15 protein-coding genes are annotated in these 14817 nt (G+C 44.1%); 6 read left to right on the top strand and 9 right to left on the bottom strand.

Annotation, left to right across the window (positions count from 1 at the left end; genetic code table 11):
* Positions 1 to 86: 86 nt before the first annotated feature.
* From cgtA to folA, 4 genes are all read left to right on the top strand, one after another.
* The gene (gene cgtA / locus AB4558_RS00630; protein ID WP_017061377.1) at positions 87 to 1259 is read left to right on the top strand and encodes an Obg family GTPase CgtA; all 1173 of its coding nucleotides are present in this window, start codon (positions 87 to 89) and stop codon (positions 1257 to 1259) included.
* Positions 1260 to 1423: 164 nt separating this feature from the next.
* On the top strand, positions 1424 to 2191 hold the full coding sequence (locus tag AB4558_RS00625) for a threonine/serine exporter ThrE family protein (protein WP_017061378.1): 768 nt from the start codon (positions 1424 to 1426) through the stop codon (positions 2189 to 2191).
* Positions 2191 to 2664 (top strand): threonine/serine exporter family protein, encoded by a 474-nt coding sequence (locus tag AB4558_RS00620; RefSeq protein ID WP_017062945.1) that lies wholly within the window; start codon positions 2191 to 2193, stop codon positions 2662 to 2664. The genes AB4558_RS00625 and AB4558_RS00620 overlap by 1 nt, the downstream gene beginning before the upstream one ends.
* 36 nt (positions 2665 to 2700) lie before the next feature.
* Positions 2701 to 3180 carry a type 3 dihydrofolate reductase gene (gene folA / locus AB4558_RS00615; protein ID WP_017062944.1) on the top strand — a complete coding sequence of 160 codons (480 nt, stop codon included), beginning with the start codon at positions 2701 to 2703 and terminating at the stop codon, positions 3178 to 3180.
* A 74-nt stretch (positions 3181 to 3254) separates the two neighbouring features.
* On the opposite strand, the gene AB4558_RS00610 is transcribed toward folA, so the two are convergent.
* From AB4558_RS00610 to lptD, 6 genes are all read right to left on the bottom strand, one after another.
* Entirely contained in the window at positions 3255 to 4058 is an 804-nt protein-coding gene (locus AB4558_RS00610; protein WP_017062943.1) for a symmetrical bis(5'-nucleosyl)-tetraphosphatase, read from the bottom strand.
* A gap of 29 nt (positions 4059 to 4087) precedes the next feature.
* Entirely contained in the window at positions 4088 to 4468 is a 381-nt protein-coding gene (gene apaG / locus AB4558_RS00605; protein ID WP_004735899.1) for a Co2+/Mg2+ efflux protein ApaG, read from the bottom strand.
* Between the two features lie 88 nt (positions 4469 to 4556).
* Positions 4557 to 5372, bottom strand: a complete 816-nt coding sequence (gene rsmA, locus AB4558_RS00600) for a 16S rRNA (adenine(1518)-N(6)/adenine(1519)-N(6))-dimethyltransferase RsmA (RefSeq protein WP_017062942.1) — start codon at positions 5370 to 5372, stop codon at positions 4557 to 4559.
* A complete protein-coding gene (gene pdxA / locus AB4558_RS00595; protein WP_017061382.1) occupies positions 5369 to 6361 on the bottom strand; it encodes a 4-hydroxythreonine-4-phosphate dehydrogenase PdxA in 993 nt (330 codons plus the stop codon). Before pdxA ends, rsmA begins: the two co-directional genes overlap by 4 nt.
* Complete coding sequence (gene surA, locus AB4558_RS00590; protein WP_136979300.1) at positions 6348 to 7646, bottom strand: peptidylprolyl isomerase SurA; 1299 nt, start codon at positions 7644 to 7646, stop codon at positions 6348 to 6350. Before surA ends, pdxA begins: the two co-directional genes overlap by 14 nt.
* 43 nt (positions 7647 to 7689) lie before the next feature.
* Positions 7690 to 10011 carry an LPS assembly protein LptD gene (gene lptD, locus AB4558_RS00585; RefSeq protein WP_372073161.1) on the bottom strand — a complete coding sequence of 774 codons (2322 nt, stop codon included), beginning with the start codon at positions 10009 to 10011 and terminating at the stop codon, positions 7690 to 7692.
* Positions 10012 to 10160: 149 nt separating this feature from the next.
* Between lptD and djlA the strand changes: the two genes are divergently transcribed.
* Together djlA and AB4558_RS00575 are read left to right on the top strand one after the other, a co-directional pair.
* The gene (gene djlA, locus AB4558_RS00580) at positions 10161 to 11015 is read left to right on the top strand and encodes a co-chaperone DjlA (protein ID WP_017061385.1); all 855 of its coding nucleotides are present in this window, start codon (positions 10161 to 10163) and stop codon (positions 11013 to 11015) included.
* Positions 11016 to 11072: 57 nt separating this feature from the next.
* Positions 11073 to 11618 carry a DUF924 family protein gene (locus AB4558_RS00575; RefSeq protein WP_372073163.1) on the top strand — a complete coding sequence of 182 codons (546 nt, stop codon included), beginning with the start codon at positions 11073 to 11075 and terminating at the stop codon, positions 11616 to 11618.
* Positions 11619 to 11713: 95 nt separating this feature from the next.
* Here the strand turns inward: AB4558_RS00575 and AB4558_RS00570 are convergent, their stop codons facing one another.
* The 3 genes from AB4558_RS00570 to leuC form a co-directional block, all read right to left on the bottom strand.
* Complete coding sequence (locus tag AB4558_RS00570; protein WP_372073165.1) at positions 11714 to 12496, bottom strand: DUF547 domain-containing protein; 783 nt, start codon at positions 12494 to 12496, stop codon at positions 11714 to 11716.
* A 192-nt stretch (positions 12497 to 12688) separates the two neighbouring features.
* Complete coding sequence (gene leuD, locus AB4558_RS00565; protein WP_017062937.1) at positions 12689 to 13291, bottom strand: 3-isopropylmalate dehydratase small subunit; 603 nt, start codon at positions 13289 to 13291, stop codon at positions 12689 to 12691.
* Positions 13292 to 13305: 14 nt separating this feature from the next.
* Positions 13306 to 14718, bottom strand: coding sequence for a 3-isopropylmalate dehydratase large subunit (gene leuC / locus AB4558_RS00560; RefSeq protein ID WP_372073167.1), 1413 nt, complete (start codon positions 14716 to 14718; stop codon positions 13306 to 13308).
* Positions 14719 to 14817: the final 99 nt, after the last annotated feature.

Genomic DNA, 14817 nt, shown 5'->3' with positions numbered 1-14817 from the left:
TTAGGTGATCGATCTAAACACGGATCTGCTAGAATTTATATCACTCCTTGATGAGTGGTAACGCAACGTAAGTGCGGAGTTAAAAAATGAAATTCGTTGATGAAGCGGTAGTAAAAATAGAAGCCGGTGATGGCGGTAATGGTACAGTTAGCTTTTGGCGCGAAAAATTCGTCGCTAAAGGTGGTCCTGATGGCGGCGACGGTGGTGACGGCGGTGATGTTTACATCCAAGCGGATGAGAACTTAAACACACTGATCGATTACCGTTTCCAACGTTTTTACAATGCAGAGCGTGGCGAGAATGGTCGCGGCGGTAACTGTACTGGTAAACGTGGTAAAGACATTACGCTGAAAGTACCAGTTGGTACGCGTGCAGTTGATATCCACACCAACGAAATCGTTGCTGAAGTTGCTGAACACGGCAAGAAAGTAATGGTTGGTAAAGGTGGTTGGCACGGTCTTGGTAACACGCGTTTTAAATCGTCTGTTAACCGCGCTCCTCGTCAAAAGACAATGGGTACTAAAGGCGAAGTTCGTGAACTGCGTTTAGAGCTTCTTCTATTAGCTGACGTTGGTATGCTTGGCCTACCAAACGCAGGTAAATCTACTTTTATTCGTTCAGTATCTGCTGCGAAACCAAAAGTGGCTGATTACCCGTTCACTACTTTGATCCCAAGCTTGGGTGTGGTAAGTGTTGTCCCTGAAAAGAGCTTCGTTGTTGCCGATATCCCAGGACTAATCGAAGGCGCAGCTGATGGCGCTGGCCTTGGTATCCGATTCCTTAAGCACCTTGAGCGTTGTCGTGTTCTTCTGCATATGATCGACATTATGCCGATCGATCAATCTGATCCTATTCAGAATGCACTAACGATCATCGATGAGCTTGAGCAATACAGTGAAAAAGTTTCACAAAAACCTCGCTGGTTAGTGTTCAATAAAGTTGACCTAATGCCAGAAGACGAAGCAGACGAAAAGATTCAAGAAATCATCGATGCTTTGGGCTGGGAAGGCGAGTACTTCAAGATCTCTGCTGTGAATAAAATCGGCACCAAAGATCTTTGCTTCAAACTAGGTGAGTTTATGGAAAACCTACCTCGTGAAGTTGTAGAAGTTGAAGAAGAAGAAAAAGTAGACTTTATGTGGGATGACTACCATAAAGATGCGATGAGCGGTAAGAATGTCGTTACTGAAGATGACGACGATTGGGACGATTGGGATGACGAAGAGGATGACGGCCATGTTATCTATGTTCGTGACTAATCCTCTTAGTTTCTCATAACGCATCGGTCGCTTCTTACGAGTACACTGATAGTTTTATTAAACCGCAATGAAAATTGCGGTTTTTTTGTATCTAAATCATGACGTCTTACTGTTTTTTATGCAAAATTTATCTTTAGATAATTAACGCCTATGGGAAGGAAATCATGGCATCAAAGCAAAGAGCGATCTCAAGACTCGTCGCTCAATCAGGACAAATGTTATTGGCGCACGGGGCAGAGAGCACACTGGTCGGCGATATCATGCGTCGCATCGGTATTGCTTGTGGGGTGAATGAGGTTGAAGTCGCACTGTCAGCCAATGCGCTTGTTGTAACTACCGTAATGGATGATCACTGTATTACCACTACTCGAAGTTGTGCTGATCGTGGCATTAACATGCAGGTTATCACCGACATTCAACGCATTTGCATCATGATGGAGAAGGGAATTCTCGATTATGATTTGGCGTATAAAAAGATTCAAAACATCAGCCCCGAGCGCTACAACCGTTGGTTAGTGGTTGTGATGATAGGGTTGTCGTGCGCCTCTTTTAGCCACCTTGCGGGCGGAGACTGGCAAGTCTTCATGATGACTTTTATTGCTTCAGCTTGCGGTATGATCGTCAGGCAAGAGATTGGGCACCGCCATTTCAATCCGCTATTAAACTTTGCTATCACAGCATTCGTTACCACGACCATTTCAGCTCAAGCCGTACTTTACAATATTGGCGGCCAACCCACGATCGTGATGGCTTCATCTGTATTAATGTTAGTACCTGGTTTTCCTCTGATTAACTCCGTCGCTGATATGCTTAAAGGCCATATTAATATGGGGTTAGCGCGCTTTACCATGGCCAGCTTATTAACTCTGGCGACGAGCTTGGGCATTGTCGCGGCGATGAGTCTATCAGATGTTTGGGGGTGGGCAAGCTAATGAGTATTTTCGAACTGTTTTTAGGTCTGCTCAACGATATGTTTTTCGCCGCTATTCCTGCGGTTGGGTTTGCATTGGTGTTTAACGTTCCGCAACGTGCTTTAATTTATTGTGCACTCGGTGGTTCTATCGGTCATGGTAGCCGGTATCTGATGATGCACTTTGGTATTCCAATCGAATGGGCGACGTTCTTCGCCGCAACCGTGGTTGGTATGATAGGGGTTCATTGGTCACATAAACTGTTAGCACATCCGAAGGTGTTTACGGTTGCAGCTCTAATTCCTATGGTGCCAGGTGTGTTCGCCTTCAAGGCGATGATTGCGATGGTGGAGATTAACAGGGCAGGCTACACGCCTGAGTTGTTGGCAATGTTGATGGAGAACTTTTTAAAATCGATGTTCATTATCGCAGGGTTGGCGGTTGGCTTAGCTGTGCCAGGGCTGTTATTCTATCGCCGTAGACCTATCGTTTAGCGTTAATTTTCTTTTTAGGGACAGGACTTTCGATTTATGATCATCAGCATGATAGCGGCAATGGCAAACAACCGTATAATTGGTAAAGACAATCAGATGCCTTGGCATTTACCTGCGGATTTTGCATGGTTTAAACGCTCGACTATGGGTAAACCAGTCGTGATGGGACGTAAGACCTACGATTCTATTGGACGCCCTTTGCCGGGTCGGTTGAATGTCGTAATCAGCCGTGATGAGAGTTTAAAGATTGAAGGTGTAACGACGGTAACTTCTATTGAACAGGCTCTAGAGCTACTCAGTGATGTTGAAGAGGTGATGATCATTGGTGGCGGCTCTATTTATGAGAGCTGCTTACCTAAAGCGGACAAGTTGTATCTGACTTACATCGATTTCGCCGTCGATGGAGATACACAATTTCCTGACTGGGGTGAAGGTTGGAAGCAGAGCTTTAACGAGAGCTATCAAGCTGACGAGAAAAACAAACACAACATGGAGTTTGTGATTCTCGAGCGTTAACTGTGGTTATCAATAGCTCGTCTCTGAAAAATGCTTGCGTTACCCTACCAAGGTAGCGCAAGTTTCTCGTATCTTTATAGCGCTTTCTGAGTGAAAAACTGTTTATCTTCCCAGCGAAGAATTGTCAATTCACCTCCCCAGACGCATCCAGTATCAAGTCCAATTACGTCTTTTCCGTTATAGCCTTCAAGCGCAGCCCAGTGTCCAAAAACAACGGTTTTATCGAGCTTTATGCGTTGCGGAAGGTCAAACCATGGCACTAATGGTTCATCGGTAATCTCATTCGGTGGTAGCTTACATGCCATGTCGAGACGGCCATCTTCAAAACAGAAACGCATTCTTGTCAGGCTATTGATCGCATAGCGATAGCGCTCAATATCATGTAAATCCTGATGCCATAAATCAGGCGCGTTGCTGTACATGTTTTCGATTAGCCATTGCCATTTATCGGACTTTAACAAGGATACGATCTCTCGATTTTCAACACGTGCTCTTTCTAGATTCCACTGCGGTGAGATACCCGCATGGCACATCACGAACTCTGGGTGTTCTTGAAGCAAAGGCTGTTGTCTTAACCATTCGATTAGCAGTTCACGATCTTCAGCATCAAGAATCGCTTGAGTCTTATCTTTTGGTTTCGCTGGAAATAGTCCTAAGGACACCGCCAGAAGATGTAAGTCGTGGTTGCCTAATACAACCTTAGCTGCGTCACCAAGGTTACGAATAAAGCGTAACGTCTCCAATGATTTAGGGCCTCGAGCAACTAAGTCTCCGGCGACCCATAAAGTATCTTGGTGTTTATCAAAGTTAATTTTTTCAAGTAGTCCTTGAAGTTCGTCGAAGCACCCTTGGATGTCTCCGACAATGTAATTCGACACAATAATTTCCTGTAGATACGGATGTACGGCTAATTAAGAATATTAGGGATTGCGAGTCTGAATGGGTCAACTTCGGTAATAAAATCAATGCCCTTGTTATCGGTCATCACATAGTGACCTTGCATAACGCCAACAGGGGTTTCGATGACCGTACCACTTGTGTAGGTGTACTCGTCGTTGGCTTCAATCACGGGTTGTTGGCCAACTACACCATCACCCTCAATGGTGAGCTGCTTGCCGTTAGAGTCGGTAATTAACCAGCGGCGAGACATAAGTTGCACCGTTGTTTTACTTAGATTTTTGATGGTAATAATGTAGGCGAAGACATAACGATTCTTCGTTGGCTCAGATTGTTCTTCTATGTACTTAGAGTGAACCTGGCATTTGATACAAGGCGTAGATATATCCATATTCGCACCTTTTGTTGTTGATATACTTAATGTAATTAAAGTATTACATAAAAAAGGCTCCTAACCGAAGTGTAGGAGCCTTTTTTATTTATTTGTCAGCGTTATGACTGTCGTACAACCAGTTTGCCATGTCGACAAACTGCTCGAGCGTTAAGTTCTCAGGACGCATGCTTGGGTTGATACCTAGCTCTTCAAGCACTTCCTTATCGATTAAGCTCTTGTAGCAGTTACGAACTGTTTTACGACGTTGGTTAAAGCCTTCACGACATACGCGATCTAGCCATTTCAGATCTTTTGCCGGATAAGGCAGCACTTCGTATGGCTGTAGGCGCACGACTGCTGAGTCTACTTTCGGTGGCGGAACGAAGGCCGTTGGTGGAACTTCTAACACAGGCGTTACTTTACAGTAGTATTGAGCCATTACAGTAAGACGACCGTAAGCTTTACTGCCAGGGCCAGCAGCTAGACGGTTAACCACTTCTTTTTGAAGCATAAAGTGCATGTCTTGCACGTCTTTATGGAATTCAAAAAGGTGGAACATCAATGGTGTAGAGATGTTATATGGCAAGTTACCAAAGATGCGTAGCTTATTGTTTGGCTTAACCAGTTCTTGGAAATCGAACTTCATCGCATCGCCTTCACGGATCGTTAGCTTGTCCGCAAGATCTGGATGGTTACGAAGACGTTCTGCAAGGTCTCTATCCAATTCGATAACAGTAAATTTATCGACAAGCTTACCCACAGGCTCAGTAATTGCGCCTAGACCAGGACCGATCTCTACCAAGTTTTGACCTGGTAGTGGGTTAATACTCGATACGATGCCATCAATAATGTATGGATCGTTAAGGAAGTTTTGACCAAAACGTTTACGCGCTTTGTGCCCTAAGTGGACATCATTTCTCATTGCTTTTTCTCTACTAATTCAATGGCGTGCGTGAGCGCTGTTCTAAAGCTCCCTGTATCGGCTTGGCCTTTCCCTGCCAAGTCTAAGGCGGTACCGTGGTCGACTGATGTGCGAATAAACGGTAAGCCAAGCGTGATGTTCACTGAGCGACCAAACCCTTTGTATTTCAATACCGGGAGTACTTGGTCGTGATACATACCTAAAACAGCATCTGCATCTTGCAAATATTTTTCATTAAAGATGGTGTCTGCTGGCAATGGGCCAACTAAATTGATGCCATCTTTTTGGCGAATTTTTTCTAGCGTCGGGGTGATAGTTTCAATCTCTTCACGCCCTAAACAACCATCTTCACCAGCATGTGGATTCAAGCCACACACATAGATAGTTGGTTTCTCAATAGCAAATTTTTCAACCAAGTCTTTATTTAGAATAGCAATAATTTGCTCTAATCTGTCTTCGGTCACAGCTTGAGATACATAAGCTAGTGGGATGTGCGTTGTTACTAGCGCAACACGCAGCCCTTCAGTTGCCAACATCATCACCACCAGTGGTGTATTGGACTTCTCTGCAAAGAACTCGGTATGGCCGCTAAAAGCAACGCCAGCTCGGTTAATTACACCCTTGTGAACGGGGCCGGTGACAATAGCATCAAATTCATCATTCATACAGCCAATTGCTGCGGTTTCTAAAGTATTTAATACGTAATGACCATTAGCCTCATTGAGTTGACCTGCAACTGCCGTTTTAGCAAGTGGAACGTGTTTCACTACCAGTGTGCCAGCGCGTTGCGGTTGCTTAGCTGCATTTGCATCGTAGTCCAGAAGATCGACTTCGATACCAAGAATTTTAGCTCGCTCGGATAGCAGTGTTTTATCAGCACAAACCACGAGTTGATGAGGCCAACTTTCTTGAGATAGAGCCAAAGTTAAATCTGGGCCTATCCCTGCTGGTTCACCTGCGGTTATGACAATACGTTTAGTTGTTGTCATCTTGGTCGTCCTCAACCATCTCAACAAAGGCACTTGCTCTTACTTCTTGTAGCCAAGCACCAGCTTCTTCGTTGAATTTACGGTTAAATAGAATTTGGTAAGCTTTGTTTTTCAAAGCTGAATCGGTACGGTCGACTTCGCGACGGTCTAGTACTTCAACAATGTGCCAACCGTGTACGGTTTTGAATGGCGCACTGATTTTGCCTTCTGGTAGCGTTTCTACTTGGTGTTTGAATTCTGGTACATACAAATCTGGTGTTTGGTAGCCTAGCTCACCATCTTGTACTGCAGAACCTGGATCTTGGCTGTATTGCTGTGCAAGGTCGCCAAAGCTCGCTTCACCTGCGTTTACGCGGCGCGTGATCTTTTCAAGTTGTTCTTTCGCGCCATCGTCACTCAAGATTACGGTTGGCTTAATCAAGATATGACGAGCATTCACTTCCGTTACTGCTACGGTTTCTAAGCCTTTCACATCTTCAATTTTTAGAATGTGGAAACCTACACCGCTACGGAAAGGACCGATGATGCTGCCTTTATTTTGCATTTTGATTTGGTCAGCAAAAATGGTTGGCATCTCTTCTTTACGCATCCAACCCCAATCACCACCTTGCAGCGCTTTAGGACCCTTAGAGTAAGTATATGCCATGGTGCTGAAATCTTTGCCTGAGTTCAGTTCTTCAACCAGTTCAGTAGCTTGAGCTTCTAACTCTTCTTTGGTTTGGTCATCATTAAAGCGCAGTTGAATGTGGCCAATTTTATATTGAACGGTCGCGTTAGTCTCTTGCGCTAAGATATCTGCTAGGTTATCAACTTCCGCAGGAAGAATATTGATACGGCGACGAACTAAGGCGTTACGAGCTTCACTTGCTGCAATCTCTTTTCTTACTTGCTCTCGAAATGCATTGTAGCTAAGGCCTTCTTCAGCAACCGATGCGGTAAGTTGTTCTACCGTTTGGTTGTTGTCTTTAGCGATACCTTCAATTGCTTGATCAAGTCGAGCATCATCAATACGAACACCGATACGTTCTGCTTCTTGAGTTTGAATAGTATCGATGATCAGTTTTTCTAGTACTTGCTCATTGAGCACATCTTGCGATGGCAATGTTTGCCCGCTTTTCTTAGCGTTTGCGCGCAGCGTCTTCATCGAGGCATCGATGTCGCTTTGTAAGATAACGCCTTCGTTAACGATAACTTTTACGCTGTCTAGCTCGACTGGCGCTGCAAAGCTTGTTGATAAAGTACAAGTCGCTGCGATAGCAATTAATGTGCGTTTCCACAATGTCATGTGTAATCCTTTAAATTTACTGACGTTTTATCAATAAAGAAAATTAGTTATTTAAGAAGAATGGGCGACCGTAGCTCAAAGAGTTATCTGAACTGCTATCACCAATAGCGCCGGAATCAGATCCGATATTGGTACCAAAGCCAACAATACCGAAGTTCACACTGAAGTTGTTTTCGTATTCAGGTGTGGTATTCGGGTCACTAATGTTATTTGTCAAACGGTTACTATAGGTAAAGCCGATGTACCAACAATCCGATCTATAGTTTAAACGAGCTAACCACTCTAGATCTTCTTGTGTGGTTAAGTCATAGAAATATTGAGCACTGGTGCTCCATTTCGGTGAAATTTGGTAGGAACCAAGTAAACCCGCTTGCGAAATACCATCTCTTGTTATGGATGATACGTCAAAATCTACAGTTTCATTTATGTACTCTTCTGTTACATAGCGGTAGTTGGTTTGTATGTAACCGCCTGCGAAGCGATATTCTAATGTGCTGTTTGCAAGTTGCATTGCAGTAGTATCGATATCGTATTGCACGCCACCATGGTAGAACAGGTAGTCATCATAGTTGAAATCCATTTCAATAGCCCAAGACGAGTAATTAGTTTTTTTGCCTGAATCGTCGTTGTCTAAAGTCTGTTTTGTATCTTTGTCGATATAAAAAATTTGACCGAAAGAGATATTGAGGCGCTCTTTATATTCATCATCAAAGAAACGAGATGAGGCGCCGTAGCTGATTTGGTTTGCTGAAGCAATACGGTCTACGCCACTGTATTTGCGGCTTCTGAATAAGCCATAGTAATCAGTCTGTAGTAGTGTTGTATCGTAAAGACCAATTTCGCTTTGATCTTCTTCTGGCACGTAAAGGTACTGAACTTGAGGTTCGAGTGTTTGAGTGTAATTACCTACAATTTTTGTATCACGTTCAAGAACGATACCTGCGTGGCTTCTAAACTCAGGTATTACACGTGTTACTGATTCCTCTAAATCTTCATACTCACTATCAATGTCATTCAGATCCTGTTGGTAGTATGTACCAAGTAGTCGAGCTTCTGTTGTCCATGTGCCCCAAGTATTGCCTAGAGGGATGGTGATACCAGGCTCAACATGAACACGAGTCGCAGAAGGTTTACCTGATGCGTCGGTATCGAACATTGATATATGACTGATTAAGTCAAAATCTAGGTAATCCATTACCTCTGGAGCATAGTAGTTATACTCGAGTTGTGGCATTAGACGATAAGGCAAGTTATTGCTGGTGGTAAGAACTTGGAAGTCTCGAACAAGTACAGACGCATCCCAATTTTGAGAACGGTATGTTGCTTGCCCTTCTTGAAGCAGTTGTCCATCTTCACGGTTACCGATATTTGAGCTCATGTCCGAAAAGTAGTCAATATCACTGACTTTAGAGTAATCAATTTCGAATAACCAAGATTGTTGGAATATTCCTGAATGTTCTAGTTGGAAACCCCAACGATCGCCTAGATCAGTGTACTTTTGATCGTCTGGTAAATATTCAGACTCGATACTACCGGAACCAAAATCGCTTAAATATCTGAATTTACTGTTGAGTTGAGTGCCACGCTCTTGCATGTACTTGAAGGTAGTTTCCAAATCGTAGTCTGGTGCTAAGTTCCAATAAACAGGAATTTCAGCTTCAAAACCATCGCTTGAACCATACGAAACTGTTGGGTACAAGAAACCGGTTTTACGTGTATCACCCACCGGTACTGTTAAGTAAGGTAAGTAAAAGACGGGAACACTTTGGATTTCAAAACGTGGATTATAAAAAGTGGCTTGTTCTTCGTCTTGGTCGACACTGATGCTCGATGCTCTTAGACGCCAAGCATTATCGCCGATAGGGCAAGAGGTAATGGAGCCATCTTCAATCTCATAAACCGCTTTACCTGTTTTTGCAATATAAACAGCATCTCCGCGACCGGGCTCGCAAAGGAATTCGTAATCGGTGTTCTCAAGCGTCATTTCATCTGTAGTCAGATTATTGGTCGCTCTGTCTGAGATAGATTTGATTTGACCATCACTAAAGTTTACGTTGCCTTCAGCTACAACGATATTTTCTTGTTGGTGCAGGGTTACGTTATCGGCAAGGATGGTCTTGTTCCCTTGCGTAACGACTACGTCACCTGAATATATTGCTTTGTCACCATTGATAGCTTCTAAGCGATCTGACTCAACATGAGCGGGTAGCTGTGTCTCGTTTTCTGCAGCGGGCTCGATCAAGCATTGATCTATAGAGGGCATTTCCTGCACACTACTATCGGTGATTGTTTCAGCTTGAGTTGTCGACACGTATAACGCCGTACTTATAGACGCGGCTAACAAGGTGCGGGAAAAAGATTGCATGAAGTTGAACTATCCTGTGTCACTAGATGAAGGGTTGATCTAGTATCAATCCAATTAATAAAGCATTTTCCTTATGATAAAGGAAATAATAGCATTCAGCATCATCAGACAGCATTACTCAGATAAAATTCATAGATAGAGAACACATAATGCAAATATTTGGCAAAATTTTGGGCGCGTTTTTTGGCTTTTTATTTGGAGGGCCACTCGGTTTAGTTTTTGGTCTGTTTTTAGGACACCAATTCGATAAAGCTCGCGGATTGAACCAATCAGGCTTCAATAGCTCTGGTTTTGGTCGAGGTCCAAGCCAAGCAGAAAGACAGAACGAGTTTTTTAAATCCGCTTTTGCGGTTATGGGGCACGTTGCTAAAGCGAAAGGGCAGGTAACGCCAGAAGAGATTCAACTCGCTTCTACCATGATGGAGCGTATGAACCTGCATGGCGAACAGCGTAAAGCAGCGCAAGATGCATTCCGTGACGGCAAAGAGAGCGACTTCCCTCTGAACGACGTACTTGAGCGAGTTAAAATCTCATCGGGTGGTCGTTTTGATCTTCTGCAGTTCTTTCTAGAGCTTCAGGTATCTGCCGCATTTGCGGATGGAAGTTTGCACCCGAGTGAACGTCAAGTTCTGCATAAAATAGCGCAAGGGCTTGGGTTTTCGGCAGCACAACTAGAACGCCGCTTGCAGATGCAAGAAGCTGCGTTCCGTTTCCAACAGCAAGGTGGAAGCTTTGGGGGGCATCAAGGCCATGGGCAATCATCAGGTTGGCAACAGGCTTCGCAACAGAACCAGCTTGGCGATGCATATAAGGTTCTTGGTGTGAGTGAAAGTGCTGATGGTAAAGAGGTGAAGAAAGCCTACCGTAAATTGATGAATGAGCATCACCCAGATAAACTGATGGCGAAGGGCTTACCGCCTGAGATGATGAATGTTGCGAAAGAAAAATCGCAAGAAATTCAAAATGCTTATGACCTGATAAAGAAGGTCAAAGGTTTTAAGTAATCGAACACCAAACCGAGTAATAACAAAGTTACTCGGTTTTTTATTAAAGGGAATTATATGACGTTAACGTATCAGAATGTTCTAGAGTTTTGGTTCGATGAATTGACGCCTAAAGATTGGTTTACTGGCGGCGCCGAGATTGACGCTTTGATAGCGTCTCGTTTTTCTGAACTGCACAAAGCCGCCATTCAAGGTGAGTTATTTGAATGGCGTCAGACAGCAGAGGGTCGCTTGGCTGAGATTATCGTGCTTGACCAGTTTTCTCGGAATCTTGGTAGAAATAGTCCAGATGCGTTTACTGCAGATCCTATGGCGTTGGTTCTAGCTCAAGAAGCGGTAGCGAGTGGCTTTGATCACCAACTCAATCAACAACAGAAAAGCTTCCTCTACATGCCTTATATGCACAGCGAATCTTTGCTGATGCATGAACAAGCGGTGCTGCTTTTTTCCCAGACAGGGCTAGAGAATAACCTTGATTTTGAGTTTAAGCACAAGGTGATCATTGAGCGTTTTGGTCGCTATCCGCACCGTAATGAGGTGTTAGGGCGAGCTTCGACTCCCGAAGAGATTGAGTTCTTACAGCAACCAGACTCAAGCTTTTAATTGTTGATATACGGTCAAAGAATTGAGAAGAGGCTAGAGGTTAATAAAAACCTCTCGCCTCTTTTTTACTTTAGTGATCAACTTTAGCCTTAGAGCTAGTTTGCTTGGTTGAGCGACCAATCGTATTCATAACTGATGTTTTGAGTATTGGTTACTGCTTCAATTCGATATTGTTCTAAGTGCTGAATAAGCTGTTTCTTCGTACCAAAATCCACAGCAAACCATTCGTAAATCGATGATAGTTGAAGCTTATTGTTTGTAACCATCACGCCTTTGTCACTGCTTACAAACTCAGTTGCAGCTTGCTCTAGCAAGGCTTCAGTATTTTTAGAGGTAAAAGCGTCAGGTTGTAAGTTAGGGCAACCTAGGCTGGCACAGTTCACTGCATAATGCGTGCGAGGATCTTGCCAAATTGGTCTTAGGATTCGGTGTTCAATGTCATTGAGTGTCAGTGATTTCCCATTAACGACTACCACATCATCCCCCCACGGACCGAAACTAAATAGTCCGCCAAGTTTAGTTATTGATTTGATCGGGTAGGCATCAAGAATCAAATCGACAGTCACGGCGTTATATAGATTAACCCAGTAGGCATACTGCTCCGCTTTTGAATAGTTGAGCGGATTCACCTGTTCGAGTTGCTTGATGTATTGCTTAAGTTTGGTCTTATCGGCAGTGTTCACCGCTTTATAGCTAACTAACGTATTTTGCCCCTGTTTAACCAAGTAGCTATCGAGGAATTGCTGCCAATCTTGATGAGATACCTGTTCTAGGTTGGTTTCGTCGCTTTGCTTCCAGTATGACCAAAGATCGGATTTAGGCGCAGACCAAGCTAAGGTTGAGAAAAGTAGGCTGATAATAACGAGTAGTTGTTTCATGGCATTCTCCTGATGACTGACTACTAAGACCTTATGCTTTGCGATTTTCTTTCATGGCTCTTCAGTTAAATAACAGAGCAGAGCTTAATAAACACATTAAGTTAAGCTAAAAACTCAGCCAAATAAAAAAGGTTGGCATTAGGCCAACCTTTTATGTGTACACAAAACAGTGCGATTCTATTTCAAGACTTCTTATTTTAGGAAGCTAGGAATCTTAGCTTCAAACTCTGAAATCTTATCGGCGTGTTGAAGTGTTAGGCCGATGTTATCTAGGCCATTCAGTAAGCAGTGACGACGGAACTCATCAATTTCAAACGAGTACTCTTTGCCGTTCGCGCTGACTTTCATTGCTTCTAGATCAACCGTAATTTCTGCACCTTCATTCGCTTCAACGAATTGGAATAGCTCATCCACTTCTTGCTCAGTCAATCGAACTGGCACCATTTGGTTGTTGATCGAGTTACCGTAGAAAATGTCGGCAAAGCTTGGTGCGATCATTACTTGGATACCGTAATCGGCAAGCGCCCACGGTGCGTGTTCACGAGATGAACCACAACCGAAGTTTTCACGAGCTAAAAGAATTGAAGCGCCTTGGTAGCGAGCTTCGTTCATTACAAAATCAGGGTTTGGCTGTTGGCCTGCATCGTCTAGGAAGCGCCAATCGTGGAACAAGTGCTTACCAAAACCGATGCGGTTTACTTTCTGTAGAAACTGCTTTGGAATGATCGCATCAGTATCGATGTTGGCCGTATCTAGAGGAACGACTAATCCGGTGTGTTGTTGAAAACCTGACATGTTAAATCCTCTAATTAAAGTTCACGAATATCGACAAAGTGACCAGCGATCGCTGCCGCGGCAGCCATTGCAGGGCTAACTAGGTGCGTACGACCATCACGGCCTTGGCGACCTTCAAAGTTACGGTTTGATGTAGAAGCGCAGCGCTCTTGTGGACCTAGGCGGTCGTTGTTCATTGCAAGACACATAGAACAACCTGGTAGGCGCCACTCAAAACCGGCTTCTTTGAAGATAACATCCAAACCTTCAGCTTCAGCTTGAGCTTTTACTTGCTCAGAGCCCGGAACGATAAGCGCTTGCACATGTTTTGCTACTTGACGGCCTTTCGCTACCGCTGCTGCTGCACGCATGTCTTCGATACGAGAGTTAGTACAAGAACCCACGAACACTTTATCTACGTTGTAATCAGATAGAGATTTACCGGCTTCAAGACCCATGTAAGCCAGCGCTTTTTCAGCTGATGCTTTTTCTACAGGGTCTGCGAAGCTTTCTGGTGCAGGGATTGGTGTGTCTACTGAGATAACCTGACCTGGGTTGGTACCCCAAGTGACTTGTGGTTTGATGTCTGCCGCTTCTAATGTAACAACTGCATCGAATTCTGCATCAGCATCGGTTTTTAACGTATCCCAGTATTCGATTGCTGCTTCTAGGTCTTCGCCTTCTGGAGAGAACTTACGACCTTTGATGTACTCGTATGTCGTTGCATCTGGAGCGATTAAGCCTGCTTTAGCGCCAAGCTCGATTGCCATGTTACATACTGTCATACGACCTTCCATCGTAAGGTCGGTAATTGCCTCACCACAGAATTCAACTACGTAGCCAGTACCGCCAGCAGCCGTTGTTTTACCGATGATCGCTAGCACGATGTCTTTTGCAGTGATGCCAGGAGTAACCTTGCCTTTTACTTCGATCTTCATGGTTTTAGCGCGAGCTTGTTTTAGCGTTTGCGTAGCTAGAACGTGCTCCACTTCTGAAGTGCCGATACCGAATGCTAGTGAACCAAATGCACCGTGTGTCGCCGTGTGCGAGTCACCACATACGATGGTCATGCCCGGCAGAGTAATACCTAGCTCAGGGCCCATTACGTGCACAATACCTTGGTATTTGTGGTTTAGGTCGTAAAGCGTGACACCAAACTCTTCACAGTTCTTCGATAGCGTTTCCATTTGGATACGAGCCATCTCACCAGAAGCGTTGATGTCTTTAGTTTGTGTCGATACGTTGTGATCCATGGTCGCGAAAGTCTTGCCAACTTGGCGAACTTTGCGGCCTTTCTCACGCAAGCCATCAAATGCTTGAGGTGACGTTACTTCGTGAACTAAGTGACGATCGATATAAAGAATTGGTGTTTCGCCCTTCGCTGCAACCGCAACGTGAGCGTCATAAACTTTTTCGTATAAGGTTTTTGCGTGCTGGTTTGTCGACATAGCTTTTCTTCCTTGGGAGCATCAGTCCCAGTGTTTGTTTCGAGCCAAGTCATGCGGTTTACGCTGACTTGGCTTGATATTATTCTTATGTACTTGCTT

It is taken from the genome of Vibrio sp. 10N.222.51.C5 (assembly GCF_041474575.1).
Taxonomy (GTDB): Bacteria; Pseudomonadota; Gammaproteobacteria; order Enterobacterales; family Vibrionaceae; genus Vibrio; species Vibrio crassostreae_C.
This window is presented reverse-complemented; position numbering and strand designations above follow the sequence as displayed.